Origin of the sequence: Myxococcus sp. AM010, from assembly GCF_013372585.1 — a bacterium.
In the GTDB taxonomy this organism is placed as follows: Bacteria; Myxococcota; Myxococcia; order Myxococcales; family Myxococcaceae; genus Myxococcus; species Myxococcus vastator.
The window spans coordinates 1-26,163 of the sequence record NZ_JABXEO010000044.1 but is presented as its reverse complement, the minus strand read 5'-3'; the positions used below and the strand labels follow the sequence as shown (position 1 = coordinate 26,163).

Sequence of the window (26,163 nt, the reverse complement as noted above, 5' to 3'; positions counted from 1 at the left end):
TCCTTACGGGTCTCGGCCGCGAAGGCCGATCTACGAGGCCGGATGTAGCCCCTGCACTCCAGTCCGTCAACGAACCCGGAGCGACGCTGGAGCATCCATGTCCGCCTGCAACTGACCGCCAGTCATCAATTCGCGAGACAGACTGGCTCCTGGCGGCGAGCCGGAGCACACTGGCGCCCCTTTCCTCCTCTGGAGCCCGTCATGAACAGCCGCTCGCTGGTGCTCGCCGCCCTTGTCCTTGGCTTCGTCTCCGGATGTAACAAGCCGCCCGCCGCGACGTCCTCGCCAGCGGCGAGCGAGAAGGCCCCCCCCTCCAGCGAGAACGGAACGCCCCCCATGAACTCACCGACCCGCGATGACTCCCCGCCCAAGCAGGGTGAGAGCACTGTCTACATCGTCAAGGACAGCGGCGTGCGCTGCTTCGCCCCGCCCTGCCCCACCTACAACGCCTTCCCGGTGGACACGCCGGACGCGGAGCCCATCCCCGTGCACGAGCTGGAGCTGTCAGCGGTGACGAAGGGCTCGGACGCGCAGACGGAGGCGTTGATCCGCAAGACGCTGGACGGCACGGGGCTCAAGGTCCAGGGCACCCTGGAGACGCGGCCCAACGCGGGCCCGGCGGGCGCTGCCACGGTCCTGCGCGCCAGCAAGGTCGAAAACTGAAACCACCCTTCCGGGCGGGCCTCAGATGTGGAGGCCCACCTGGATGCCGGGCCAGTGCTGGAGGCGTTGATCCGGCTCCGGATGGTTCTCCCGGAAGGAGAACCGGGTGATGGCGTCGAAGTCCGACTCGCCCCAGGAGAACCACGCGTTGTACGTGGGCCCGGCGAACACGGCCAGACGCGACAGGAACTGGAAGCCCAGCATCAACCGGGCCTGCCCCAGCACGTTGCCACCGTCACCCTCCAGCGGGTTGCGCACCGGCTGGACGGCGCCGCCCGTCACGTCCAGGTCCACCCAGAGCCGCTGGGACAGCGTCATGTGCCCGCCCACGCCCGCCGCGAAGCTGAAGCGCGCGTCGCGGCCCGGCTCCAGGCCCGCCATCAGCGTGAAGTAGACAGCGCCGCCGCCCAGCTTCACGCCCATGTTGGAGACCTGGATGTCGCTCACCCAGAACTCCATGTGCGTGGACCCCCGGCGCAGCCCCCGTGAGGCCGGCTCGGGGACGTCCTCGCCCACCTGTTGGGCGAAGGCGCCCCGCTCGCCCATCAGTGAAAGGCGGGGGGCGTACCGGGAATTGGCGGCGGCTGTCCCCGCCCACAGCCCGAATGCGAGGAGCGCAAAGGATTTCATCACTCCTGCTTTTCCAGCGTGAGGGAGGCCTGCGTCAAGTTCCCGGGCAAGGACAGCGGTGCCGAGGAAGCGTCGGGATTTCCAGACAACGCCTCCGCGGCGGCCAGCACCACCTCGACGTCGAAGGGCGCGTCGGACGAAACGAAGAAGAAGCGCTCGAAGCCCGGGGCGTCATCCAGCTCGTAGGCGCGCGGCAGCACCTGTGTTCCCGACGGAACCAGGGCCATGGCCTGGGGGCCCTCCTCCGGCGCATGGAGGGTGACGGCGCCGTGGCCATCCAGGGAGACGATGACGCCATGCGAGCGGCCCGAGGCGATGTACGCCACCTGCACCACGTCCCCCGCGGCGGCGGCGGCCCCGTCGGCGAGCCGCTCCGGGCGGGCGGTGGACTGCCGGTGGATGACCAGTTGCGGCGCCAGCCCCTTGATGCGCGTCACCTCCCGGGTGTCCCCCGGGGCCGTGCCCTGCCCTGTTTCGGAGGAAGGCAGGGCCACCATGACCAGCGCCACCGCGGCGAGCGCCGGCACCAGGCCCCACGCGGGCGACAGGCGGAAGGCCGGGCGGGGCGTGTCCCGCCGGGCCACGCGCGCCTCCACTTCGCGGGCCACCCGGGCGGGCGGCAGCGTCTCCAGCGTGGCGCGCGTGTCGGCCTCCAGCGCGGCGAGCCGGGACAGGCCCTCCGGCTCCGAGGCCAACCGGGCGCGAGCGGCTTCCAGCTCCGCGGGCGGCAGCTCGCCCAGGGCGATTCGTTCCAGCAACCAATCTGGGGTGCGGTGGTGGGCGGATGTCATGCGGCCTCCAGCTCCAGCTCCTGCAGCACTGCCGACAGCGCCCGCAGGCGCTTGCGCACGCCGGACACGGACAGCCCCACTTCGCGGGCCGTCTCCTCCAGCGTCATCCCATCCACCAGGTGCAGCACGGCGATGTCCTGACTGGACGCGGGCACCCGGCCGAAGAGCCTGTCCAACAGGCCGCGCGCGGCGGCGCGGGACTCGGGGTCCTCGGCGGAGGCAATCTGCAGCACCAGCTCGTCCTCCCGGTCCTCCGGGCGCCGCTTCGCGCCGCGCAGCCTGTTGAGGCACACCGTGGTGGCAATGCGGTGCAGCAGGCTCGACGGCGCCGCGTCCTTCAGCGCGCCCTGGTAGCGAAGCAACTGCACGAACACGTCGTGCATGGCGTCCACGGCCTTCTCCTCGTCACGCAAGAGGAAGCGGCAGCGCCGGAGCACCTGGGGGCCATAGCGCCGGTAGTAGGCCTCCACATCGATTGACACCGCTCGCTCGCCTCCCTCGGTTGCCGCGGACAGGGAAACACCGCGGCCTCGGTGAACTGTCACCCGGACTTTTCAGTCCCGTGTTTCCCGGGGGCTTCCCTGGAATCAGCGCAGTGTCCATGTACCCAGGTACAATGCCGCCCCTTCGATTCGGTAAAAGCTACAAGCAAGCAGGCACACGAGCGCGAGCAAGAAGGGCCGAGCAGTGTCAGGTTGGCGATGAAATCGAGGCGGGTTCGCTGTAACTGAGAAACACAACCCCGATACTTGCCCCCTCGACCTGCCCTCCACCGCGCCCGTGCTCACCTCCAACGACTCCGCCCTGACCGGCCTGCTGAACGCGTATCTCTCAGCGCAGCTCGCCGGGAACCGGCGTGAGGCGTTGCGGCTGCTCGTGGACGAGGGACTGCTCCGAGGCATCCCCCTCCAGACGCTGCACCTGGAGGTCATCCAGCCCGCCCAATATGAAATCGGCCGGCTGTGGCAGGAGAACCGCATCTCCGTGGCGCAGGAGCACCTGGCGACCGCCGTCTCGCAGCTCGCGCTCGCGCACCTGTACCGGCACCTGCCCAGGGACCCGTTCAACGGCAAGGTCGTCCTCGTCTCCTGCGTCCGGGGCGAGCTGCATGAAATGGGCGCGCGCATGGCCAGCGACTTCATGGAGATGGCCGGCTTCGACGTGCGCTTCCTGGGCGCCAACGTTCCACCGGAGCACCTGGCCCGAATGGCGGCCGAGCTTCGCCCGGACCTGGTCGCCCTCTCCGTGACGATGACGTACCACCTGCCCGCGCTCCGCGAAGCCGTGGCGCACGTGCGCAAGACACTCCCCGATGTCCCCATCGCCGTGGGCGGCCTGGCCTTCAACTGGGCACGCGGCCTGGAGGAAGAGCTGGGCGTGAACTTCTTCGGCAAGGACGCGCGGGAGTTCGTCGCGTCCGCCTGCCGGGTCCTGGGAGTCTGAAGGCACCATGGAGAGCGTGAGCAAGAGCGTGGAAGCACAGGCGGACCGGCTGGCCACCGCCTCTCAGGAGGCCCTCTATCTGGACCCCTTCTGGGCCGCCCGCTACGGCCTGGAGCGCGCGCGGCGCTTCGGTGACGAGGACGCGCGCTTCCACGTCCGCTACCTGGTGCAGGCCCTGGACGAGCACCGCGTCTCCGTCCTGGAGGGCTACGCCCGCTGGCTGCGCACCCTGCTGGTGTCGCGTGGCATGTGCTCGCGCCACCTGGACCAGCACTTCGCCGGGCTGGCCGCCGCGCTGGCCACGGCAGGGTGGGGCCCTGGCAGCGCCCCCCACGACTACGTGAGCGCCGCGCGACAGGCCCTCCGCTACCTGGAAGGTCCGGCCCAGCCGCTGGAAGAGGAGGCGCCCGAGCTCGCCCGCGCCGCCGCGGCGCGCCTCACGCTCTACATCATCCCCGAGGACCGGCCCCGCCTGGAGGAAGAGCTCCAGTTGCAGCTGTCCTACGTGGCTGACGCGCTCGCCGCCGGGAAGTCCGACCTGCTGGGCGACCATGTGCGCTGGTACGCCGGCTTCTGGCCCCGGCGCGGTTTTGGCCTCCTGGCATTTCCCAGCGTGCTGGGCATGTTGAAGTCCGTGCTGGGCTCACGTCACCCCGAAGCACGAATGCTCCTCGCCGAGGCGGGAGTGTCCTGGGAGGAGACCCGTTCATGAGGCAACTCGCCCCCACCGAGCCACTGTTCTTCGACGACCTCAGCCGCGAGGTCGCCCTGGCCTGTGACACGGGAGGCACCCTCACCTGGGTGGACGCCCGCGCCCGGAACGTCCTGGCCGCCGAGCCCGGGAAGTCCCTGCGCGCCCTGGCGGCCCAGGGCACCGAGGAGAAGGTGGACCGGCTGCTGGTCCAGGCGCGCGACGAGAAGGTGGAGGGCTGGGAGCTCATCCTCTGCCGCGACCAGACGCCCTCCACCTTCGCCTTCCGCGCCCGGCCCCATGACGGGGGCGTGCTGCTGGTGGGCAGCCTGGTGCCGGAGGACTACGGCAGCGCGCTAGAGCGGGTGAGCACCACCCTGAGCGAGGTGTCCACGCTCCACCGGGAGACGGAGCGCCAGCAGCGCGAGCTCAAGCGCCGCGCGGACGAGCTGGCCCGCCTCAACGGCGAGCTGGAGGAGTCCAACCGCGGCGTGCGCAGCCTCCACGCCGCGCTGGATGAGAAGGCTGAAAGCCTCCAGCTGGCCGCGGAAATCAAGAGCCGCGTGGTGACCAACGTCAGCCACGAGTTCCGCACCCCGCTGCACTCCATCCTCGGCCTGTCGAAGGTGCTGCTCAACCCCATCAATGGCCCCCTGAGCGACGAGCAGGAGAAGCAGGTCCAGTTCATCCGCAACTCCGCGGAGGCCCTTTTCGAGCTGGTGAATGACCTCCTGGACCTCTCCAAGATGGAGGCCGGCAAGGCGGCGCTGCGCCACAGCCGCTTCGTGGTGCACGACGTGCTCAGCGCGCTGCGCGGCATGATGAAGCCGCTCCTGCCGCCAGACGCGCCGGTGGAGCTGCGCCTGGTGGAGCCGGACGCTCCGCTGGAGCTGGAGACGGACGAGTCCCGGCTGAGCCAGGTGCTGCGAAACCTGGTGTCCAACGCGCTGAAGTTCACCGAGTCCGGCCACGTCACCGTCTCCGCCGCGCCTGGCCCCCGGGACACGGTGGTGTTCACCGTGCAGGACACGGGCATCGGCATCGCGCCGGAGCACCACGAGCGCATCTTCGAGGAGTTCTCGCAAGTGGAGAGCCACCTGCAACGCAAGGCGAAGGGCACCGGCCTGGGCCTGCCGCTGGCACGCAGGCTGACGGAGCTTTTGGGCGGCACGCTCACCCTGAAGAGCGCGCTGGGTCAGGGCGCCACCTTCACCATCACCCTGCCGCGCGTCCACATGGAGGTCACGGAGATGACCGGCCTGACGGCGCGCAGCGAGCACCTGGACCCCAGCCGGGCCCCGGTGCTGGTGCTGGAGGATGACCGGCAGACGCTCTTCCTCTACGAGAAGTACCTGGCGCGCTCCGGCTTCCAGGTGCTGCCGGTGCGCAGCACGGAGGAGGCGCGGCGCGTGCTGGAGCGCGTGCGCCCCGCCGCCATGGTGCTGGACGTCATGCTGGAGGGCGAGACGAGCTGGAGCTTCCTGGCGGACATGAAGAACAACGAGGCCACCCGCGACATCCCCATCCTCGTGGTGACGGTGACGGACCGCGAGCAGAAGGCCCGCGCGCTGGGCGCCGACGAGTTCTGGCTCAAGCCGGTGGACGAGGCGCAGCTGCTGCGCAAGCTGCAGGCCATGGCCCGCACCGGGCCGGTGGAGCGCATCCTCATCATCGACGACGATGACGTGCACCGCTACCTGCTCAAGCAGCTCCTCAAGGACATGCCCTACGTCCTGCTGGAGGCCGCTGGCGGCAAGGAAGGCGTCCAGCTGGCGCGGGACAAGTCTCCGCACCTCATCTTCCTGGACTTCGTGCTGCCGGACATCACCGCCTTCGACGTGCTGGACGAGCTGAAGGCGGACCCGCGCACGCGGGAGGTCCCCGTCATCCTCCACACCTCGCACGAGCTGAAGGAGGACGAGCGCACGCGGCTGGCGAAGGAGACGGCCGCCATCCTGTCCAAGCACACGCTGAGTCGCGAGGCGGCCATCACCCGCATCCGGGACGCGCTGTCCAAGGCGGGCCTGGGCTCCCAGGCGCTGCTGCAGGAGGCAAGCCGCCGTGGTTGAGCCCCGCCAGGCCACCGTCCTCAACGTCAACGACGACGACGCCAATCGCTACCTCGTCAACCGCCTGCTGTCGCTGGCGGGCTACAACGTGCTGGAGGCGGCCACCGGCATGGCCGCGCTGCTGCTGGCGCAGCAACACCGCCCGGACGTCGTCATCCTCGACGTGAAGCTGCCGGACATCAGCGGCTACGAGGTCTGCGAGCGGCTGCGCGCCGACCCGCACACCGCCTCCATGGCGGTGCTGCACACCTCCGCCACCTTCGTCACCTCCGACAAGAAGGTGCGCGGCCTGGAGGGCGGCGCGGACGCCTACCTCACGCAGCCCTTCGAGGGCGCGGAGCTCGTCGCCACGGTGAAGTCGCTGCTCCGCCTGCGCCACGCGGAGCAGGTGGCGCGCCACCGCGCCAACGAGCTGGCGGAGATGGACCGCCGCAAGGACGAGTTCCTGGCCATGCTGGGGCACGAGCTGCGCAACCCGCTGGCCGCCATCATGACGGCCATTGGCATCCTGGAGCGCAGGCCCGCCGGCGATGACAAGGACGCGCGCATGCGCGGCATCATCCAACGCCAGGCGACCCACCTGGCGCGGCTGGTGGATGACCTGCTCGACGTCAGCCGCATCACCCGCGACAAGGTGGAGCTGCGCCCAGGCCGCGTGGACCTGGTGCCCGTGCTGCGGCAGGTGCTCCAGGTCATGCAGCCCCTGGCGGAGTCGCGCGGGCTGGGCCTGGACGTCACCCTGCCCTCCGGCCCGCTCTGGCTGCGGGCGGATGCCACGCGGCTGGAGCAGATCTTCACCAACCTGCTCGACAATGCCCTCAAGTACACCGACGCGGGCCGCGTCCGCCTGCACGTGGAACAGGAAGGCGTGGACGGCTCGGCCCAGGCGGTGGTGCGGGTGCAGGACTCTGGCATCGGCATCCCGCCGGAGGTCCTGCCGCACATCTTCGAGCTGTTCGCGCAGGCGGACACCTCGCTGGAGCGCACCCGCGGTGGCCTGGGCATTGGCCTGACGCTGGTGCGCAAGCTGGTCCAGCTCCACGGCGGCGAGGTGACGGCGCGCAGCGACGGCCCCGGCCACGGCAGCGAGTTCGTGGTGAAGCTGCCGCTGGACCCCACGCTGGGCGCGCCCGCGCCCGCGCGCAACGCGGTGGACCTCCGCCGCGCCCGGCGCGTCCTGGTGGTGGAGGACAACCCGGACGCGCGTCAGGCCATGCGCGACCTGCTGGAGCTGTGGGGCCACCAGGTGACGGTGGCGCCGGACGGCCTCCAGGGCGTGGCGCTCGCGGTGTCGCAGCCACCCGAGCTGGCGCTGGTGGACATCGGCCTGCCAGGGTTGGACGGCTACCGGGTGGCGCAGACGCTGCGCGCCCAGGTGGGCAACGGCATCCGGCTGGTGGCCATGACGGGCTACGGCGACCCGGAGGGGCGGGACCAGGCGCTGCGCGCCGGGTTCGACCGGCATCTCATCAAGCCCGTGAAGCCTGACGAGCTGGACAGAATCCTCTCCGAGCTGTGAGGGATTGAAGCGACAGGGGTCAGCGGCGGTTCAACGCGTTGGCCACCAGTCCCAGCAGCTTCACCTTCGCGGGCTCCAGCGGACGCACGGTGCGCAGCAGGCGCCGCACCTCGGGGCGCTCCTGTGGAGCGGTGGACGCCTCGCCAGGGCGCGCGACACCGTTGACGGCGTTCGCCGAGAGCCCCAGGAGCTCATCCGCGGAGACGTGCAGTTCGTGGCACAGCTTCAGCAGCGTCTGCACGCTGGGAAGCATTCCGCCGCGTTCCAGGCGCCCGTAGACCTCGGTGGCCACATCGATACGCTCGGCCACGTCCGCCTGGGTGAGCTCCAGGCGGGTGCGAGCAACGCGCGCAGCAGCTCCGATGGTGGTTGCGAGTTTCTTGTCCATGCCTTACCGACCCGAAACGTTTGGCCGCTGGCATAGGACGTATGGGGGCAGACAGACAGAACTTGCCGGGTCAGCCTCCAATTGTCCACCCATAGGGTTGCTGTGCACGAGGTGGACTCGCGGAGTCCATCCACGACGCGCGGCGGGGGCCTTTTCTCGACGGAGAACGTCGGGTGAGGGGCCTCCGCGAGCCTCCCGAACCCACGCGGTCTCCGGGCTGGCGGGAGAACCTGCTGCGTTGTGCGGCGACTTTCCTACGGTTCCGTCGAGTCCTGCACGCTGTCCCGCCCTCTAGGGTTGGTTCATGTTTTCAGCGTGCGCATAAGCGGGTCGCCACGCCTCATATCTATCCGGAAATACAGGACTTGATGAAGAACGGGAGACCCCACCGGGTGTGCGAATCCTTGGTGGGCTGATACCGGGGGTGTTTCCAGACTCAGGTGAACGAGCGCGGTGGCGAGCCGGCGGGTACGCTGGGGGCCGATGGCGGTCGGCCGGAATCTGCTGGTGAAGCTGTGCGTGGCGATGGGCGTGGTGGCGCTGCCGCTGCTCGTCGTCATCCTGGGGTTCGTCCTGCCGCAGCTGCGGGAGCAGCTTCGCGAGGACCGCATCCTGGGACTGCGGCAGGCGGTGGAGACGGCCTACGGCGTGCTGGAGGTCCATGAGGCCCGGGAGCGGTCGGGCGCGCTGACGCGGCAGGAGGCGCAGGCGCAGGCGGCGGCGCTGCTGGAGCAGCTGCGCTACTCGCGGGTGGAGTACTTCTGGGTCAACGACCTGGACACGCGGCTCGTGATGCATCCGCACCTGCCGGACATGCTGGGCAGGGACTTGAAGGGCTACCGCGACGTGCGCGGCAAGCCGGTGTTCGTGGACATCGTCACGCTGGCGCGAGCGCAGGGCGAAGGCGCGGTGTCCTACGAAGCCACGCGGCCGGGCTCGCCGGAGGCCATTCCGAAGGAGAGCTACGTGAAGCTCTTCGCGCCCTGGGGCTGGGTGCTGGGCACGGGCGTGTACGTGGAGGACCTCGAGCGCGAGGTGGCGGCGGTGCGCCAGCGCATCCTCCTGGCGGTGAGCGGCGCGCTGGTGCTCGCGCTGCTGGCCGGCGCCTACCTGTCGCGCCGGGTGGTGCGGCCGGTGCGTGAGCTGGCGCAGGCGGCGCACCGGGTGGCGCGCGGGGATTTGGAGACCCGGGTGGAGGTGCGCTCCTCGGATGAGGTGGGCCAGCTGGCGGCGGCCTTCAACACCATGGTGGCGGGGCTGCGCGAGGTGGTGGCGGCGCTGGTGGATGCAGCGGGCGCCACGGCGGCGGACGCGGAGCGCATCCGAACCTCCGCGGAGACGTTGTCGGCGACGACGCGGGAGCAGTCGGACTCGCTCCAGCACGCGGCGCGGACGGTGCAGGACATGAGCGCGCGCGTCTCCCAGGGAGCGGAGGCGGCGCGCACGGCGGCGAAGACGGCGGCGGACAATGGACAGGTGGCGCGCGAGGGTGGCGCGGCGGTGGGCCAGGCGCGGCGGAAGATGGCGCAAATCGTGGAGGTGGTGGAGGAGGCGGCGCGGACGGTGGAGCGGTTGCAGACCTCCGGCCGGGTGACGGCGGAGATGTTGCGGCTCATCCAGCAGGTGGCGGAGGAGACGCAGTTGCTGGCGGTGAACACCGCGATTGAAGCGGCGCGCGCGGGCCAGCACGGCAAGGGCTTCGCGGTGGTGGCCGGCGAGGTGCGCAAGCTGGCGCACCGGACGCGGGATGCGGCGGGGCAGGTGCAGACGCTGCTGGGCCGGAGCGAGGCGGACACGCGGGCGGCGGCGGACCTGATGCGCCAGGGCACCACGGCGGTGCACGAAGGACTGGGCCTGTCCTCGGCGGCGGGAGACGCGCTGTCGCGGCTGCTCGCCGGCGTGAATGAGATTGGCGGCAAGGTGGAGCGGATGGCGGACGAGAACACGCGCCAGTCCGAGTCAGGGGAGCGCATCGCCGGGAGCATCCAGGCGCTCTCGGTGCGCTCGACGGAGTCGGTGGCCGGCGTGCAGCAGATTGCCCGCTCCGTGGAGGATCTGCGGGCGCGGGCCTCCAAGCTGAAGGAGCTGGCCGGGCGCTTCACGGCGCGGGGGTGAATGGTGCGCGGTACGCTTGGTCGCTATCCTTTAAGGAATGCGCCACGAACGGTGCTTGCTCTTCGCCACCCTCTGGTTCGCCGCGTGCGCTGGCACCCCTGGATGCCCCGTGAAGCCGAGCACTATGGCTTCGCGAACGCTACCAGCCGGCGTGTCTGGGGCCGAGGGCCCTGGGAGGCCATTTCCCCTTCCGATGACATAGACGTGGTCATCGACCAACTCTGCCCCGCCATCATGCGGCTACCGGGCGCGACGGACGGCGACTATGGCCAGGATTACTGCGGGGCGCTCTATACCCTGGGCGATGGCATCTACCACGCGAGCTTCCCGTCCCCACTGGGTACGAAACGCCCGGTGGGCCCCAGCAGGCGAAAGACCTGCTACGCGCCCATGAGCGTCCAGGACACACGCGGCCGGGCATCAGTCATCGCCGACTATCACAGCCACCCCTGGTCACCGTCCCCCATGTCGGAAGAGGACCGCAGGGCGAACACCCAGCGGTACTTCATCCGCATCCAGTTTGATGCCCGGTGCATCGTCCATAAGCTCGTCCCCCATGCGAATGAGGCCCGGCCTAGCGAACTATACGTCCGGGAGGCTCAGCAATGGAGGCTCGTTGGACGCATCCTTCCCGAAGACAAGGCCACCGGCCGCATCACCACGGTGACGGAATGAAGTCCAAGCTCCTTGCACTCTGCATGTTGCTGTCCGGATGTGTCCCCCGCTCCGCGACGCTCCCACGCGCCGCACCGGAAGAAGCCGCGTGGTTCAAGTTCCCGGACGCGCTTCCTGCTGACGGCCGACACGCGCTTCCTTCGGCCACGGCGGCCGCCATCCAGTTGGCGATGGATGATTTCCGTCCCAGGCACGTTCGCCTTCCGGGCAACGCCTCCCCCGCGGAGGTCTGTTTGAACCAGCGGCAGTCCTATGACGTGAGGACCTCCCCCATGCCAGAAGGCATCCTCCTCGTTCGTTTCTCCGTCAGCTCAGGTGCCTGCATGCAAGAAGGCCCCGTCACCGACATGGGCGCCATCTATGCGGTGGACACTCGCGCGTGGCGCATCCTGGCGGTGCAGCAGCCATGACGCGCTCTGGGCCACTTTCGCTCCTCGTGCTCGGAGCCCTGTCGATGGGCTGCGCCACGACCGCGCCGATCCTTCCCCGAGCGACACCCGAAGAAGCAGCGGGGTTCACCTTCCCACTCGAGCTCCCATCGGAAGGGATGCTCCACCTGGAAGGGAACACCGCCGCGGCCATTCAGCTCGCCATGGATGACTTCAGGCCACGCGGTGCAGCCATCCCCCCGGGTGTTCGCCCCGACGAGGCCTGCCTCTACCTGCCTCAGTCCTACGACGTGACTTCCGCACCGGGGCCGGAGGGCGAGGTCTTGGTTGAGTTCCAGCAGAACGACACCGCTTGCCCGCCTTCACTCGCGCTCTCCGTGGAAGCCATCTCCGGCAAGCCGCTTCGGGAGATCACGACCTACGCCGTGGACGTCCGGGCCATGCGCATCCTGGCGGTGGGCGTCCAGACTCGACCCAGGCCCTGACTGACGGCCTCTTCCGTCGGCGGTAGGGTCGCCACTACTGCGGGCGGCCCGGCACGAACGGATGCGCAGCCGCCAGTAGCACGGCCTTGGGGAAGACTTGTGGGCAACTCAGGGCGCGCCGTGGGCGGCGCCGAGCGCGCGCCGGTCCACCTTGCCGGCGGAGGTCCTCGGAAGGGCGTCCACGAAGCGAACCGACCTGGGCGTCTTGTAGCGCGCGAGCCGTCCGTCGCAGAAGCGCAGCAGGACCTCCGCCGAAGGCGCGGTGCCCGGCCGGGCGACGACGAGCGCGCGCGGCGTCTCCCCCCACTTCGGGTCCGCCACGCCGATGACGGCGACCTCGGCCACGTCGGGGTGCCCCGCGAGGACGCTCTCCACCTCCGATGGGTAGATGTTCTCACCGCCGGAGATGATGAGGTCCTTGCTGCGACCCACGATGCGGAAGCAGCCCTCCGCGTCCCGCGTGGCCAGGTCGCCAGTGTGCAGCCAGCCGTCCGCGAAGGTGCGGGCGGTGTCCTCGGGCCGACGCCAGTAGCCTGCGCACAGGTGAGGGCCTCGCAAGAGCAGCTCGCCCACGTCGCCCGGCTGCGTCTCACCGTCGATGCGGGCCTCGACGTGGAACAGGGGCACCCCCACCGCGCCCGGCTTGCGGCGCACGTCTTCCGGCGGAAGCCAGAAGTTGTTGGGGCCCGCCTCGGTGAGGCCATACCCCGTCTTGAAGTCCACGCCCCGAGCGAAGAAGCGCTCGAAGACAGGCTCCGGGCAGGGCGCGCCGCCGCTGATGACCAGCTTGAGGCGTGAGAGGTCCACGGCATCGAAGCGCGGGTGGCGCTGCATCTCGATGAACATGGTGGGAACGCCGAAGAAGAGGCTCACCACGCCCCGCTGCACGAGGTCGAACACGCCCTCCACGTCGAAGCTCCGGCACACCACCGATGCGCCGCCGACGTAGGCCAGCGGCGCGGTGAAGACGCTGAGGCCGCCCGCATGGAACAGCGGCGCATTGAGGATGGCCACATCATCGGCGGTCAGTCCCCAGCCCATCACCGTGTTCACCGCGTTGGCGGTGATGGAGCGGTGCGTGAGCACCGCGGCCTTCGGCAGCCCGGTGCTTCCACCTGTGTAGCAGAGCACCCACGGGGCATCCGCCTCCAGCTCCAGCGGAGGAAGAGGCGCGTCCCGCTGCGTGTCGCGCTCGGAGAAGGCGCGCTCGCCCGGCCCTGGAGCCGCGAGGCTGAGCCAGTGACGCACGAAGGACGCGCCAGGCCGCACGGCGTCCACCTGGGCGCGGAACTCCGGCCCGGAGACGAACACGGAAGGCTCTGCATCGGCGAGCAGCCCACCCAACTCCGCGGCGCTCAGCCGCCAGTTGAGCGGCTGAAGGACGGCGCCCAGCTTCGCGCACGCGAAGAAGAGGTCGAGGAACTCGACGCAGTTGTAGGCGAGCACGGCGACCCGGTCCCCTCGTCCCACGCCCAGCCCATGGTGGAGGAAGGCGGCGGTACGCGAAGCCGCATCGTTCCATTCCCGAAAGGAGATGCGCCGCTCGCCATGGTCGGCGTCAATGAGGGCGGTACGCTCAGGGGCCAAGGAGGCACGCCGGGCCAGCCAGTCATGGACGATGGGCATGGTCTCCACGCTAGCTGAGGAGGCCCCGCGGCGCTCCGGTTGGAGGTTTGAATGGAGTTTGAGTCTACCCTCCACTGTGCAGGGTAGACTCAAACTCCCCTCAAACTCGCTGGGTTCACGCATGATGCAAGGCCAAGGAGCCAGGGAAAAGACGCATCGACCTTGTCGCTTCCATTGACGCCTGCCTCCGTCCAAAAGAAGCCGCGCGGCCACTTATGAGTCCCTTCTGGCGGAAGCTGCTCATCGCAATGGCCTTCCTGTTGTGCGCGGAAGCAGGAGCCGCCTCCACACGGCTGCCGCGCGCCGAGCGCACCCGCCGCGCGAAGTCCTCCGCCACCCTGGAACAGTCACTCCTCGCGGCCGTGCGGGACACGGGCTTCGACCAGGTGCTCGACTTCAAGCGCGCCGGTGCGCGCATCGCCCATGTGCCCTACGTCGACGTCGCCGTCATTGAACTGGACGCCCGGAGCCGTCCCACTGCCGCCGCCAACGTGCTGCTGTCTCGCGACTACCCGACTGGCGTCATCGTCCCCATCGACGTCGCAACGCTGGGCACCACGGCGGTGCGCTACTCGGCGTGGAATCTGGACCGCTGGGACAGCGGCGCCCAGGACACCACCCCCACGGAAGCCCTGGTCCCCGGACGAGACAAAGCGCCGCTCCGCTTCATGGCGCCGTACCCCGCCTCGCTCTTCAAGTTGCTCATCGCCTTTCGCGTCCTCCGGTGGGTGGACCAGGGTCACCTCACGCTGGACCAGCCCTGGCGCTTCCTCCGGGACACCGAGGACAAGGGTACGCGCCTGATACGTGACTGGCTGGAGCCGATGGTGACTGAATCGGACAACACCGCCACCGAGGCCCTGGTGAAGCTGCTCCACGCGCAAGGCGCGATGGCGGGCCTCAACGCGGAGCTGGCGGCGCTGGGCCTGGACACACTGCAAATCCACGGCACGTCCCCGGTGACGGGCCGGAGCTGGAACCCCGGCCAGATTCACATGACGGCGCTGGATACCGCGCGGCTGTTGCTGCTCATCGAAGGAGGCCCCGGCGTCCTCTGGCGCACCGCCTCCGGCCGCGAGGTGACGGCGAAGGCGCTCTCTGGCGCGTCCAGGGCCCACCTCCAATCCCTGCTCGCCGACCAGGCCCTGCATGAAGCGCTGTCCTCCACGCTGCTGTGCGGAGACGCCCGCGTGGAGCCAGGCATCCCCGCGGCGGTCCCAACGCGCTGGGTGCACCCCGAGGACGGCACGGTGACAGCGGCGGAGACCGCCTTCGGCCGGGACACGCGCCCCTGCAACGCGACGGCGGAGGTCACCTTCCTCCACAAGACAGGGCTGACGGAGAACTACGGCAGCGACGGCGGCATCATCCGCTCCCTGCCCGGCAAACCCTGGCGCCGATACATCGTCGTGTTCCTGTCCAACCTGGGCTACCGCTACTACGACGCGAAGGTGGCTGACGCGGCTGACTTCGCGAAGGGCGAAGACGGCTTCCCTTACGTCAGCACGTCCATCAGCTACACGCAGCGCATCCCAGCCCTGGGCCGCCGCATCGACGCGATGATGCGGGAGCGCCAGCGAGCCCGGCCTCCGCCCCCGAAGGACGCCGCGCGCCAACAAGCGCCCCGCCCCGCCAGCAAATAACTGAACCGCAATTGAGAGGCAGGAAGCAGGACGACAGGTAGGAACCATCAGCGATGCGCGAGCTGGCCAGGACGCGCGGCGGCACGCACCTGCTGGCGAAGCTCCGCCAATTTTCGGGGCCCCGTGCGTTCGAGGCGTGCCGTCTCCGGCTGCTCGCGGAGGCGCCTGACCAAGTCGGCGATCCACCGCGTGGGCTCCACTGAGGACAGCGCCCCCAGTTTCAGCGCTTCCTCGCAAGCGGAGTCGTTGCCGAGGAAGTAATGCGCCACCATCCAGTAGTGGAGCAGCATTGGCTGTTCCGGATACAGGTGCTTTTCATCCTCCCAATCCTTCAATCCAGGCGCCTGAGCAAGCTCCTCGGAGAGGGCTACGCTTGGAGTTCCCCAAAGGACATTGAGGAGCCACCGCGATCGGTCATGGAGCTTGGCGCTATCGAGAAAGTGCGCGGATGGGTGGCCGCTCCGGGCAGACTCCAGACGGTCATCAAAGGCATCGGCGACACGCAGTAGTTGCTTGAACCGGGTGATGCCAACCTGGCCCGGGCTCCGGCGCCCCTCCTCAGGCTCGAGCTCCGACAGCCAGGTGTTGAGGATGAACCCCTTGAGGCTGCGTGGCCGTCCGAGTCGGCCGGTGTCATGCGAGTAGGAATGAACGCGAAGCAGCCCAAGCGGGTCCGGCAGCAAACTCACGAGCGTCCTATCGCCCGAGCCGTGGTCGCAGAGGCGAAAGAGTCCGGCAAAGAGTACCTCTGCGCCGGGAGGGAGAAAGTCTCCGCCCTCCACGTCCGCGCCAGACGGAATCAATGCGTCCGGGTAGAGATCAAGCCCCAGGGAGAAATCACCCGAGCGCCAGAAGCCTTCCGCGTCATCATCGAGGTCGAGTGCAAGTTCAATGGACCTCCATGTCGAAAGTTCGTCCGGCGCGCGCCATCCGTACACCTGTGCGATGTCGTCTGGAATCTCGGCGAACTCCGCCATGTCGGCTCCCGCGAGACGGGCACGGAAGAGGTCGGGTTCACGCGCCACGAGCAACTCAACGACGTCACCGAGTGGAGTGTCGGACAACGTGTCTACCGTCAAGTCGTCCAGCCGCAGGGGCACGAGCATCTCGTACGTGAAGAGGACTTCCAACAAGTGGGACGAATACCATGGGCATCACCGCCTACCGAAAGCTCGCGAAGAGATAGCGACTTCTTGTGGCGACGTCGGCGCCTTTCGCCGCGCTCCGGCACAGCGCAGGCCGCACCAGCGCGACCGGGCCACGTCCGCCGCGCCCCTCACGTGGGTGCGCAGCCCCCCTCTGAAGCACGCCCTCACGGCACCAGCACCAGCTTTCCCACCGTGCCGCCGGACTCCAGGGCCCGGTGCGCGTCCGCCACCGCGTCCAACGGATACGACTTCACCGGTGGCGGCACCAGCTTCCCCTCCTCCAGCCAGCCCAGGAGCCGCGCCATGGACTCCTCCAGCACGGCGCGCTGCTCGAACAGGTACGACAGGTTGAACGCCAGCACGCTGGTGTTGTCATTGGTGAGCGTCAGCGGATCAAACCGCGGCGTCCTCAACCAGTCCCAGGCCAGCTTCGCGTAGTTCGGCCGGCCTCCCGTGCGCGGCAGCATGGAGTGGAAGCCGTAGATGACGAGCTTCCCCGGCGACGCCAGGTGCTTGTAGCTGTCGCGCAGCGTGGACGGCCCGTTCGCATCCAGCACCACGTCATACCCTCGCGGCGCCGCCCGCTCCGCCGCGGCCCACAAGGCCTCCCGGCTCTTGTCGATGACGACCGCCGCCCCCTGCGCGAGCGCCGTCTCCACCTTGTGCGTCCCACCCACCACGCCCACCATCCGGCACCCGGCGATGCGGCCCAACTGCAGCAACGCCCCACTCACCCCGCCCGCCGCCGAGTGCACCAACACATGGGCGCCCGGGCGCGGGTGCGCCAACTCGAAGAGCGCGTAGTACGCGGTGAGGAACACCGTGGGGAACCCCGCGGCCTGCTCCATGCTCAGCCGCGCGGGTAAGGTGAACACCTGGTGACGGGGCACGGTGACGTGGGTGGCGTACCCACCAAAGCGCGTCACACCGAACACCCGCGCGCCGGGAGCCAGGTCCTCCACCCCTTCGCCCACGGCCTCCACCCGGCCGGCGAACTCGAAGCCCGGGGTGATGGGCCACCCCACGTACTCCTTCGCGGAGGCGTACAGCCCCATGCGAATGACGCAGTCCGCATAGTTCACCCCAATGGCCTCGGTGGCCACCCGGACCTCCCCGATTCCAGGTGAAACCTGATTCACCTCTTCAAGGTGGAGCTGCCCGTACCCACCTGCCTTGCGGATGACGACCTTGCGTGCGCGCATACCCCGTTGAGTACCACGCGACGCAGCGCGACAACGTCCATGCACGTCCACTCGACGGAAGACGCTCGCGGGAGATGTCTCTAGACTGTGTATCGCGCTCGAGGACAGTTCCTGTTCCGGACGCGCTCTCCAAAAACAAACATAGGAGCATGCCCATGCGTCTGAGGCCTTCGCTGTATCTCGCGAGCACGCTGCTGCTTGGCATCACCACCGGCTGCGGCGAGGACTTCGCGGCCCACGAGGAGGCGCTGGGCGAGGTGGAGGCCGCGGCGGTCTCCACCTCCGGCGCCACCACGCACTTCCGCAACTGGCTGTCGTCCAACGGCTACAACAGCTACGACTTCGTCCGCGCGGACCTCAAGGGCGGCAGCTACGGCGGCAAGGCCAGCGCCTCCGACACCGTGACGAGGCAGCCCGTTATCTTCATCCACGGCAACTCGGACAAGGCGGTGGGCTCGGGCGTCTTCGGCCAGACGGGCTGGACGAACTCCATCGAGTACTTCCACTCACGGGGCTACAAGACGAGCGAGCTGTACGCGACGACGTGGGGCCCGGCCAACGCGCTCCAGTCCGCGAACCAGTACCACTCCAAGCAGAACGTGATGAAGGTGCGCAAGTTCATCGAAGCGGTGAAGGCGTACACCGGCGCCTCGAAGGTGGACATCATCACCCACTCCATGGGCGTGACCCTGGCGCGCAAGGCCATCCTCGGTGGCACGGCCCACGACGCGGCGGACGGCGGCAGCTACAACGTGGGCGCATCGCTCACGTCCTCGGTGGACACCTTCGTCGGCATCGCCGGCGCCAACCTGGGCCTGACGTCTTGTTACATGTCCGGCCCGTCGACGCCCACCTGCGGCGCCACCAACGGCCTGTACCCGGGCTACCTCTACTGGGGCAGCGTCACCGGCCGCTCGGCGTACCTCAATGACCTGCGCTCCAGGAGCGGCTACGAGGGCGCCTACCGCTACGCCCTCTACTCCACGGCGGACGAAATCATCGGCTACGACGGCATCGTCTACGGCGAGTACACGTCGCGCATCCCCGGGCAGACGGGTGAGAAGCGCTACACCGGCTACCCCTACGGCCACTTCAACTCGAAGGACCTGACGGCGGAGGTCCAATACGGGATGGTGGTCAACCACACCATCCCGTAACCGGCTCCACGCGGGCGCCTCCACCCGCGCATCCGGGGTGGAGGTGCACCGGGCAGCGCGCTACGGCTGGGGCAGCACGCCCGGCGTCGGCTCGCCTTCCTGGCCCGGCGTGGGCGGAGGCAGACTGTCCGGCGTGAGCGGCTCGGATGCCGGCGCGGGCGGAGCCTCCGGCCGCGGCGCCTCCTCCTCCGCGGGCGCGGACGGCGCCTCGATGCGCTCCGCCGCCACGTCGCGGACGAAGGCGAAGGCCGCCTCGTTGAAGCGCTCCGCGCAGTCGAGCTGCACCGTGTGCCCGCACCCCTCCAGCGCCACCAGCTTCGCGCCGGGGATGTGAGACGCGCCGTACTCCATGACGCCGCGCGCCTCGCCGCCGTGGAGGAAGGGGCTGGGGATGAGCCGGTCATCCGTGCCGTAGATGATGACGGTGGGCACGGTGACGCGGTGCAGGTTTCCGCGCACGAAGTCGTTGTTGGACAGGCCCCGCACCGTGCGCACGTTGGCGTAGGCGTAGGCGTCGAACTCGGGCGACTTCGCCAGCCGCACGCGCTCCTCAATCAGCCACTCCAGCTCTGGCCGCCAGTGCATGAAGTTGGCCTGGCGCACGCTGCCCCAGATGCTGGCCTCCGGCGCGGTCTTGATGAACTCGGAGCTCATCACGCGCGCGAACCACTCCTTCTCCCGCCAACTGAACTTCTCGAAGCCGGCGGGCGACGCCAGCACCAGCCCACTGAGCGACGCCGGGTAGCGGATGGCGAAGGAGAGCGACGTCTGCCCGCCCATGGAGTGGCCGGCGAGCACGGGCTTGTCCAGGCCCAGGGTGTCCACCAACTCCAGCACCGCGTCCGCCATGGCCTCCATGGTGTACGGGAAGCTGCCGGGCTTGTCGGACTTGCCGTAGCCGGGCAGGTCCACCGCGATGACGCGGTAGCCCTGCTGCTGGAAGGCGTCCAGCTGCGCCCGCCAGAACTTCAGGTACGAACCCAGGCCGTGGATGAAGACGACGGCCTTCGCGTCCGGGCCGCTGCCGGGCATGTCGACGTAGGCCATTTCTGGCACCACGGCCATGCCGTACTGGTTCGCGGTGCGCGGCAGCGCCAGCCGCTTCACCGGCCAGGGCTGCTTCGAGCCCTCGGAGGTGTAGTCCAGGTCCTGGAAGGAGAGCGCGGGCTGCTGCGCGAACGAGCGCACGCAACCGCCGGAGGAGAGCCCCGCCGCGAGGAGCAGGGCCGTGAATGCGCGGGAGGTGCTCATGGTCAGAACGCGTACCAGGTGAAGGTGGTGAAGACGGAGAAGGGGTTGGTCCGGATGGTGGGCGAGCCCTCGTAGAAGCTGCCCCGGAACAGGTAGCCCGCGTGCAGTCCGGCCGTCATGAGGTAGCGGATGTGGTAGCGCAGCTCCGCGTTGACCTCGGTGCCAATGTACCGGCCGCGCTCGACCTCGGGCGTCCACCGCGCGGGCGTCGCGTCGGAGGTGGCGGTGCCCACGCCCAGCTTGAGGTTCAGCTTGTTGGGCACCATGTCCCACGCCGCGGTGGCGATGGCCGCGCGCATGCCGTAGCCCTGGTTGGAGATGTCCGTCACCGCGCCCGTGTAGTTGTTCACCGTGCTGGTGAACGGGAACAGGATGAGCATCTTGTGGTTGAACCACACCGCGCCCGGCAGGCCGTACTGGTTGAGCGTGAAGGCGCCGGTGTAGCGGCTGTCGGAGAGGTCGCTGTCACCGGTGGTATACATGCCCTCCAGCGTGAGCATGTCCGCGGACCCGCGGCCCCACTGGTACATCAGCTCCAGGTTGGCGGAGAGGCCGGAGATGGTGAGCTCGTCCAGGGCGGAGCGCTCCGGGTCGTCGCTGACGTACTTGCCGCCGTTGTACATGACGAAGCCGGACGCGCCGAACCGGCCCGTGCGGAAGTCGATGTTGTGGTTGAAGTTGGCGCCCGCCCAGAAGACGTTGCCCGTGGGCCGCGCGATGTCGAAGCGCGCCGTGCCCGTGAAGGTGTTGAGGCCCGTGGAGGACGGGCCGCTCTTCACCAGGCCCTCGAAGGCGTAGGCGTCCCCCTTCGTCTGGTCATTGAGGAACCACAGCGACAGGCCCACGTTGGTGTTGGGCCGCACCGGGTACACGTAGTCACCGGTGATGAGCCAGATGTACTTCAGGCGCGGGTCGTTGCGCGTGGCCTTGTCTGCCTGCGCGGTGCCCAGCGGCAGCAGGCTCAGCTTGGCCAGGCCCTTGTAGCCGCTGAAGAGGGAGAGGCCCGTGGCGTCGCTGCCCAGGAAGCTCATCTTGTAGCCGGTGCGGGTGATGTCCGACAGCGGCGTGCGCGTGGGGTCGTAGACGTTGTCGTAGGCCGGCTGCGTGCCCACCAGCAGCGTCAACTGCCGCGGGTTGCGCGTGGGGTACAGCGCGACGTTGACGTTCTTCGTCTGGATGTTGACCTGGTCGGCGTTGAAGCCGCCGCCCTCGTTCTGCTGGAGCGCGTTGGCGGAGCGGCCCCACATGTAGTCGATTTCGAACTGGGCCCGGAAGGAGGCCAGCCCGTCCACGAAGTGGGGGCTGTACTCCAGCACCGGAATCCACCGCTGCTCGATGAAGTACGCGGACAGGCCGGGCTCGGCGCGCACCGCGCTCCCCGCGGGCAGGCCGATGGGGCCCAGCGCCACGCCGCGGAGGCCAGCCGGGTCGCCCACCTGGTTCTGCACCGACACGCGCGTGAAGAAGTAGTTGATGAGGCTGAACTCGCGCGGCTTCGCGTCCTCGTCGCGGTTCGCCTCGTCGTTCCACTCACCGAAGTAGAGGCCGGGGACCGGCGTGCTCTGCGCCGCCGCCGGGAGCGACACCCCCGCCAGCGCCAACGCCAGGGCTCCCGCGGACCGCCGCGCCGCCCTGCGTGCCTCGGACAACCACCACCGTGCCATAAACACCTCGGCCCCGTGCGCGGGGGCGCTCCCAGCCTTCCGGCCGGACTGCGAACGTCTGCGTGCTCGACTCGCTCCGTGGCCCGCGGACCGCCCGCCTCGCGAGGCCGTGCTCCACCCCTGCGCCCGCGCCACACGGCGACCGCCGGGCGCGGGCCCCACACGGAAGGGAGGAGGAGCACGCCTCCCTCCCGGCGGGTTTCACACTAGCTGCCGCTGATGACGTAGCTCTGCACCGCGCTGCCCTCGAATGGACGGCTCTCGCCCGCGATGACCTGGTTCACCGTGGCCGAGCCCACCGCGCCCGCCGCGCAGTTGGCGCCCGTGGCGCCGCCCTCGAAGAAGAGCTCCAGGTCCAGCCGCCGCTGGTCCGCGGAGAACGAGCCGCGGCCCACCTGCCGGAAGCCCGGGAAGGAGAACACGACGTCGAAGCACTCGCCGTCCGCCGACACGTTCTCGATGCTCACGACGGTGGAGGTGAAGGACAGCGCGTTCTGCGGCAGCTCCGGGTTGCAGGTGCCGGTCTGGCCCGCCTGCGGCGCGCCCTCGATGGTGCCCGGGATGCTGTCCACCCGGAAGTTGCCGCCCTGCACCGACATGGTGACGCTTTGGTAGCACTGCGAGCTGGCGCCGAAGTTGACGTCCTCGCTGAAGCCGTTCGGATGGGTCGGGATGTCGTCCCCGGTCATCGTCAGCGTCTTTCCTTCCAGGAACGTCAGGATGCCCTGCGACGTGCTCAGGTTGGGGGTGTTGTCGGGGCCGTTGTCGATTGGGTCGCTCTCACCACAGCCCACCAGGGACAGCGCAGACGTCATCACCGCGGACAGCAGCATCTTCTTCATGGGTTGCTCCTCTTCCTCCGGCGGGCATCGCCGGGCTGACGCGACAGTCAACAGGCAGCGAGCCACCGTTGGCGTGGCCCGTCCTTCAAGGTGCCTTCACGCTCAATGACGCGAGCGGTCCCGGTCCGCGGCCACGGCCGCGTCGCGGAGCTCGCGCTTGAGAATCTTTCCGGCCGCGGAGATGGGCAGGCGCTCCAGCAACTCCACGCGCTTGGGCACCTTGAAGCGCGCCACGCGTCCCCGCAGGTGCTCCAACAGCGCCTCCGACGAAACCTTCCCGTCCGGCTTCAACACCACGAAGGCGCGGCCGACCTCGCCCCACTTCTCGTCGGGCACGCCCACCACGGCGCACTGGGCGACGGCGGGGTGCTCGTACAGCACGGACTCCAGCTCCAGCGGGTAGATGTTCTCTCCGCCGGAGATGAACATGTCCTTCTTGCGCCCGGCGATGGTGAAGAAGCCGTCCGCGTCCATGCGCGCCAGGTCGCCGGTGTGCAGCCACCCTTCCGGGTCAATGGCCTCGCGCGTGGCGGCCTCGTCCTCGAAGTAGCCGGAGCACATGGAGGGCCCCTTGAGGAGCAGCTCGCCCACCTCGCCCGTGGGGACCTCCCGGCCGTCGTCATCCACCAGCTTCGCGGCGATGAAGTAGTTGGGCCGGCCAATGGAGCCCGCCTTCGACACCGCGTACTCCGGCCCCATGCTGAAGAGGCCCGGGCCGAACTCCGTCATCCCGAAGCCCTGCTTGAAGGGCACCGGGTGCACCGCCTGCCACGCCTGGATGAGCGGCACCGGCAGCGCCGCGCCGCCGCTGGTCATGAAGCGCACGGAGGAGAAGTCCGTCGTCTTGAAGCGCGGCGACTCCAACAACTGCTGGTACTGCGTGGGCACCGCGAAGAAGAGCGTCACCTGCTCCTGGGGGATGAGGTCCAGCAGCGCCTCCGGCTCCCACCGGCGCATGAGGACGACGGTGCCGCCCACGGTGAGCAGCGGCAGCGTGTACACGAGCAGCCCGCCCGTGTGGAACATGGGCGTGTGCGTCACCGTGACGTCGCCGGGCCGCACCTCGTGGACCAGCGTGTTGAGCGTGTTCCACGCCACCATGCGGTAGCTGACGCGCGCGCCCTTCGAGCGCCCCGTCGTCCCGCCGGTGAAGATGAGACAGAGGATGTCCTCCTCGGACACCGCGTCCTGCGTCACCGGCGCGCCCGGCACGTGGGCCAGCGCCGCCGAGTAGGCGTCCGCGCCCGGCAGGCCTCGCGACTCCAGGGCCACCAGCCGGGGGCCGCCGCCCAGGCGCTCGCGGACGTCCGCCACGGTGTCGCGGAAGTCGTCGCCGAAGAGGAGCACGCCGGGGCGGATGGAGCGCATCAGGTCCGCCAGCTCGGCGGCATGCAAGCGCCAGTTGAAGGGGACGAAGACGGCGCCGAGCTTCGCGCAGGCGAACAGCGCGTCCAGGTACTCCACGCCGTTGTGGGCCACGAGGCCCACCCGGTCCCCCTTCTTCACGCCGGCCACGTCGCGCAGCCAGCCGCCCAGCGCGGTGGCGCGCGTGTTCATCGCGCGGTAGGTGAAGCGGCCCGCGTCCCCACGGGACGGGTCCACCACCGCGACGCTGTCGGGCCAGTAGAGGGCGCCACGGCCCATCCAGTCACCGATGAACATGTGCGCGCCCTCCGTCATGGCGTGGCTCAGGCCGTCCAGCGGTAGAGGGCGGAGGCCATGGCGAGCCCGCCGCCGCTGGCACATAGAGCCACCAGGTCGCCGCGCTTCACCTTGCCCTGCACCACCGCGTCATCCAGCGTCATCGGGATGCAGGCCGAGCCCGTGTAGCCCCACTTGTCCATGGTGTAGTGGGCCTTCTCCATCGGCTGGCCCAGGATCTTCATGGTGGCTTCGATGGTGCGCAGGTTGAGCTGGGTGAAGACGAACTGCTTCACGTCATCCAGTTGCAGCTTCTGCCGCTTGAGGAGCTGGTCCAGCAGCATGGGCCAGCGCTCGGTGTTGAACGTCGCGGGGAACTTGCGGACGAACTGCACCGCGGGCTTGCCGCCCGTGAGCTCCAGCGACTCGGCGGTGGCCGGGCGGTGCGTCCCGCCGGTGTAGACGCCGAGCGCGTCGTGGTACTCGCCGTTGGCCAGCAGCTTCGCGCCCATGAAGCCGGGCGTGTCACCCGCGCCCAGCACCACCGCGCCCGCGCCGTCCGCGAACAGGGTGGCCGTCTTCTTGTCCTTCCAGTTGATGTAGCGCGACATGCCGTAGGCGCCCACGACGAGGATGCGCCGGTAGCTGTCGTCCGCGGTAATCGTCTTGGAGCCCACGTCCAGCGCCGTCACCCAGCCCGCGCACGCGCAGTTGAGGTCGTAGGTGCCGGCGTTCACCGCGCCCAGCTTCGCCTGCACCACGGAGGCGGTGGCGGGGCTGAGGTAGTCCGGGGTGTCGGTGGCGATGATGATGAGGTCCAGCTCCTCCGGCTTCGTGCCCGCGCGCTCCAGCGCCTGGCGGGCGGCGCCCACGCAGAGGTCGGAGGTGGCCTGGTCATCCGCCATCATGTGGCGCTCGCGAATGCCCACGTTCTGCTGGAGCCACTCATCCACCTTCTCACCGAGAATCTTCTCGACGTCAGCGTTGGTGAGGACCTTCTCGGGGACGTAGCGGCCAGTGGAGAGAATCTGGGCGTATCGCATGGGTGTTCGTCAGCTCCGGGCGCCGCGCGCCGGTCGGCGGGCGGAACGCAGGGTGTTCTTCTTCGGGGTCTTCGATTTCGGCTTCGGCTTCGGCTTCGAAGCGGCGGAGGACTTCACGGTGTTGCGGCCCGTGGACGCGCGCGGGTCCAGGCCGTGGGAGATGAGCGTCATCGCGGTGTCGAGCACGCGCTCGAGCCCGGGGTCCTCCTCCCAGAGGACCCAGCGCATGCCGAGGAAGTCACTGATGCCCATGAGGCAGTAGGCCAGCGCCTCCGGGTCCATGCGCCGCACCTCGCCCGCCTCCATGGCACGGGTGAGCCCGCTCACGTAGCCGCGAGCGAAGCGGTCGTAGTAGCGGCGGTAGCAGGCCTCATCCACGAACTCCGCCTGGCGCACCACGCGATAGAGGTTGGGGTGCTGCCGTACGAACTGGAAGAAGGTGCGCAGGCCCTGACGCTCCACGTCGACGCGGTGCTCACAGTCGGCCACGGACTCGGCGATGAGCCGGCGCAGGCGCGTGCCCAGCTCGTCCACGACTTCGACGAAGATGGACTGCTTGTCGGGGAAGTAGACGTAGAACGTCCCGAGCGCCACGCCACCCTTGCGCGTGATGTCCGCGATGGAGGCGCGCTCGTAGCCCTTCTCACCGAAGACCGACTCCGCGGCCTTCAACAGCTTCGCACGCGTCTTCTGGCCTCGCGGCGTGACGGGTCCGGAGCGGTCTTGAGAAGCTGAAGCCCGATTCATGTTTCACCTAGCGGTAGCACCCGACAGAGAGGGTGTCAAAGCACGGTCGATGGCTCCGCGCGTCAAAGCGCACATACGACGCGGAGCGTCAGCGCGCGTGTCGCGCCAACGACAGAAGAGCCTAGCGTGAATGTGCGCCTCCGCGCGTCCCGAGTCGCGGTGCGGCATGGTGCTCCCGCGCTGGGGGTGCGGCGCGGGCACGGCGTGCCGCATCATGCGCGGTCCGTGCGGCCGAGGGCGACCGGGCGTGCTCCGAGCGTAGGGACGAGCAGGGCGCTTCGCGAGGCGGCGACTCCCGCGTCCAGGCCCGCCGCCCCGCCCCGGCGCTTCGACTTCCAGCC

Annotated in this window: 24 protein-coding genes; 11 read left to right on the top strand and 13 right to left on the bottom strand. The window is 69.3% G+C overall.

Features of this window, described 5'->3' with window-relative positions:
• Positions 1 to 201: 201 nt before the first annotated feature.
• Positions 202 to 663, top strand: coding sequence for a DUF6748 domain-containing protein (locus tag HV826_RS20390; RefSeq protein ID WP_176418693.1), 462 nt, complete (start codon positions 202 to 204; stop codon positions 661 to 663).
• A gap of 21 nt (positions 664 to 684) precedes the next feature.
• Here HV826_RS20390 and HV826_RS20385 read toward each other — a convergent pair whose 3' ends face one another.
• From HV826_RS20385 to HV826_RS20375, 3 genes are read right to left on the bottom strand one after another with little or no spacing between them, the layout of a single operon-like run.
• On the bottom strand, positions 685 to 1,293 hold the full coding sequence (locus HV826_RS20385) for a peptidase (protein WP_176418692.1): 609 nt from the start codon (positions 1,291 to 1,293) through the stop codon (positions 685 to 687).
• A complete protein-coding gene (locus tag HV826_RS20380; protein ID WP_176418691.1) occupies positions 1,293 to 2,084 on the bottom strand; it encodes an ActD-like protein in 792 nt (263 codons plus the stop codon). The genes HV826_RS20385 and HV826_RS20380 overlap by 1 nt, the downstream gene beginning before the upstream one ends.
• Entirely contained in the window at positions 2,081 to 2,566 is a 486-nt protein-coding gene (locus tag HV826_RS20375; RefSeq protein WP_163781150.1) for an RNA polymerase sigma factor, read from the bottom strand. Before HV826_RS20375 ends, HV826_RS20380 begins: the two co-directional genes overlap by 4 nt.
• 298 nt (positions 2,567 to 2,864) lie before the next feature.
• On the opposite strand from HV826_RS20375, the gene HV826_RS20370 reads away from it, so the two are divergent.
• Genes HV826_RS20370 through HV826_RS20355 form a run of 4 tightly spaced genes read left to right on the top strand, consistent with a single transcriptional unit; the run spans position 2,865 to position 7,806 of the window.
• Positions 2,865 to 3,527 (top strand): cobalamin-dependent protein, encoded by a 663-nt coding sequence (locus HV826_RS20370; protein WP_176418690.1) that lies wholly within the window; start codon positions 2,865 to 2,867, stop codon positions 3,525 to 3,527.
• A gap of 7 nt (positions 3,528 to 3,534) precedes the next feature.
• Complete coding sequence (locus HV826_RS20365) at positions 3,535 to 4,239, top strand: hypothetical protein (protein WP_176418689.1); 705 nt, start codon at positions 3,535 to 3,537, stop codon at positions 4,237 to 4,239.
• Positions 4,236 to 6,287 carry a hybrid sensor histidine kinase/response regulator gene (locus HV826_RS20360; protein WP_176418688.1) on the top strand — a complete coding sequence of 684 codons (2,052 nt, stop codon included), beginning with the start codon at positions 4,236 to 4,238 and terminating at the stop codon, positions 6,285 to 6,287. The genes HV826_RS20365 and HV826_RS20360 overlap by 4 nt, the downstream gene beginning before the upstream one ends.
• On the top strand, positions 6,280 to 7,806 hold the full coding sequence (locus HV826_RS20355; protein WP_176418687.1) for a response regulator: 1,527 nt from the start codon (positions 6,280 to 6,282) through the stop codon (positions 7,804 to 7,806). Before HV826_RS20360 ends, HV826_RS20355 begins: the two co-directional genes overlap by 8 nt.
• Positions 7,807 to 7,825: 19 nt before the next feature.
• Here the strand turns inward: HV826_RS20355 and HV826_RS20350 are convergent, their stop codons facing one another.
• Positions 7,826 to 8,194, bottom strand: coding sequence for a helix-turn-helix transcriptional regulator (locus HV826_RS20350; protein WP_176418686.1), 369 nt, complete (start codon positions 8,192 to 8,194; stop codon positions 7,826 to 7,828).
• Between the two features lie 483 nt (positions 8,195 to 8,677).
• Here HV826_RS20350 and HV826_RS20345 point away from each other — a divergent pair, with 483 nt between their 5' ends.
• The 4 genes from HV826_RS20345 to HV826_RS20330 all read left to right on the top strand — a co-directional run bounded on the left by HV826_RS20345 (position 8,678) and on the right by HV826_RS20330 (position 11,858).
• On the top strand, positions 8,678 to 10,309 hold the full coding sequence (locus HV826_RS20345; protein ID WP_217918704.1) for a methyl-accepting chemotaxis protein: 1,632 nt from the start codon (positions 8,678 to 8,680) through the stop codon (positions 10,307 to 10,309).
• A 204-nt stretch (positions 10,310 to 10,513) separates the two neighbouring features.
• On the top strand, positions 10,514 to 10,984 hold the full coding sequence (locus tag HV826_RS20340) for a hypothetical protein (RefSeq protein ID WP_368670959.1): 471 nt from the start codon (positions 10,514 to 10,516) through the stop codon (positions 10,982 to 10,984).
• Positions 10,981 to 11,394: a hypothetical protein gene (locus HV826_RS20335; protein ID WP_255217319.1), complete on the top strand. Its 414-nt coding sequence runs from the start codon at positions 10,981 to 10,983 to the stop codon at positions 11,392 to 11,394. Before HV826_RS20340 ends, HV826_RS20335 begins: the two co-directional genes overlap by 4 nt.
• A gap of 137 nt (positions 11,395 to 11,531) precedes the next feature.
• A complete protein-coding gene (locus tag HV826_RS20330) occupies positions 11,532 to 11,858 on the top strand; it encodes a hypothetical protein (RefSeq protein ID WP_255217318.1) in 327 nt (108 codons plus the stop codon).
• A gap of 108 nt (positions 11,859 to 11,966) precedes the next feature.
• On the opposite strand, the gene HV826_RS20325 is transcribed toward HV826_RS20330, so the two are convergent.
• On the bottom strand, positions 11,967 to 13,484 hold the full coding sequence (locus tag HV826_RS20325; RefSeq protein ID WP_176418684.1) for a long-chain fatty acid--CoA ligase: 1,518 nt from the start codon (positions 13,482 to 13,484) through the stop codon (positions 11,967 to 11,969).
• Between the two features lie 215 nt (positions 13,485 to 13,699).
• Between HV826_RS20325 and HV826_RS20320 the strand changes: the two genes are divergently transcribed.
• Entirely contained in the window at positions 13,700 to 15,127 is a 1,428-nt protein-coding gene (locus tag HV826_RS20320; RefSeq protein WP_255217317.1) for a serine hydrolase, read from the top strand.
• A gap of 47 nt (positions 15,128 to 15,174) precedes the next feature.
• On the opposite strand, the gene HV826_RS20315 is transcribed toward HV826_RS20320, so the two are convergent.
• The gene (locus HV826_RS20315) at positions 15,175 to 16,260 is read right to left on the bottom strand and encodes a hypothetical protein (protein WP_176418683.1); all 1,086 of its coding nucleotides are present in this window, start codon (positions 16,258 to 16,260) and stop codon (positions 15,175 to 15,177) included.
• A gap of 179 nt (positions 16,261 to 16,439) precedes the next feature.
• Positions 16,440 to 17,477, bottom strand: a complete 1,038-nt coding sequence (locus HV826_RS20310; protein ID WP_176418682.1) for a medium chain dehydrogenase/reductase family protein — start codon at positions 17,475 to 17,477, stop codon at positions 16,440 to 16,442.
• A gap of 155 nt (positions 17,478 to 17,632) precedes the next feature.
• Between HV826_RS20310 and HV826_RS20305 the strand changes: the two genes are divergently transcribed.
• A complete protein-coding gene (locus HV826_RS20305; protein WP_255208529.1) occupies positions 17,633 to 18,634 on the top strand; it encodes a lipase family protein in 1,002 nt (333 codons plus the stop codon).
• Positions 18,635 to 18,694: 60 nt separating this feature from the next.
• Here HV826_RS20305 and HV826_RS20300 read toward each other — a convergent pair whose 3' ends face one another.
• The 6 genes from HV826_RS20300 to HV826_RS20275 all read right to left on the bottom strand — a co-directional run bounded on the left by HV826_RS20300 (position 18,695) and on the right by HV826_RS20275 (position 25,822).
• The gene (locus HV826_RS20300) at positions 18,695 to 19,885 is read right to left on the bottom strand and encodes an alpha/beta fold hydrolase (protein WP_176418680.1); all 1,191 of its coding nucleotides are present in this window, start codon (positions 19,883 to 19,885) and stop codon (positions 18,695 to 18,697) included.
• Positions 19,886 to 19,887: 2 nt separating this feature from the next.
• Complete coding sequence (locus tag HV826_RS20295; protein ID WP_217918702.1) at positions 19,888 to 21,549, bottom strand: hypothetical protein; 1,662 nt, start codon at positions 21,547 to 21,549, stop codon at positions 19,888 to 19,890.
• 206 nt (positions 21,550 to 21,755) lie between these two features.
• On the bottom strand, positions 21,756 to 22,391 hold the full coding sequence (locus HV826_RS20290) for a hypothetical protein (RefSeq protein ID WP_217917944.1): 636 nt from the start codon (positions 22,389 to 22,391) through the stop codon (positions 21,756 to 21,758).
• Between the two features lie 102 nt (positions 22,392 to 22,493).
• Entirely contained in the window at positions 22,494 to 24,071 is a 1,578-nt protein-coding gene (locus HV826_RS20285) for a long-chain fatty acid--CoA ligase (protein ID WP_255217316.1), read from the bottom strand.
• Positions 24,072 to 24,079: 8 nt separating this feature from the next.
• Complete coding sequence (locus HV826_RS20280; protein WP_176418677.1) at positions 24,080 to 25,075, bottom strand: 3-oxoacyl-ACP synthase III family protein; 996 nt, start codon at positions 25,073 to 25,075, stop codon at positions 24,080 to 24,082.
• A gap of 9 nt (positions 25,076 to 25,084) precedes the next feature.
• Positions 25,085 to 25,822 (bottom strand): TetR/AcrR family transcriptional regulator, encoded by a 738-nt coding sequence (locus HV826_RS20275; protein WP_176418676.1) that lies wholly within the window; start codon positions 25,820 to 25,822, stop codon positions 25,085 to 25,087.
• Between the last annotated feature and the right edge of the window lie 341 nt (positions 25,823 to 26,163).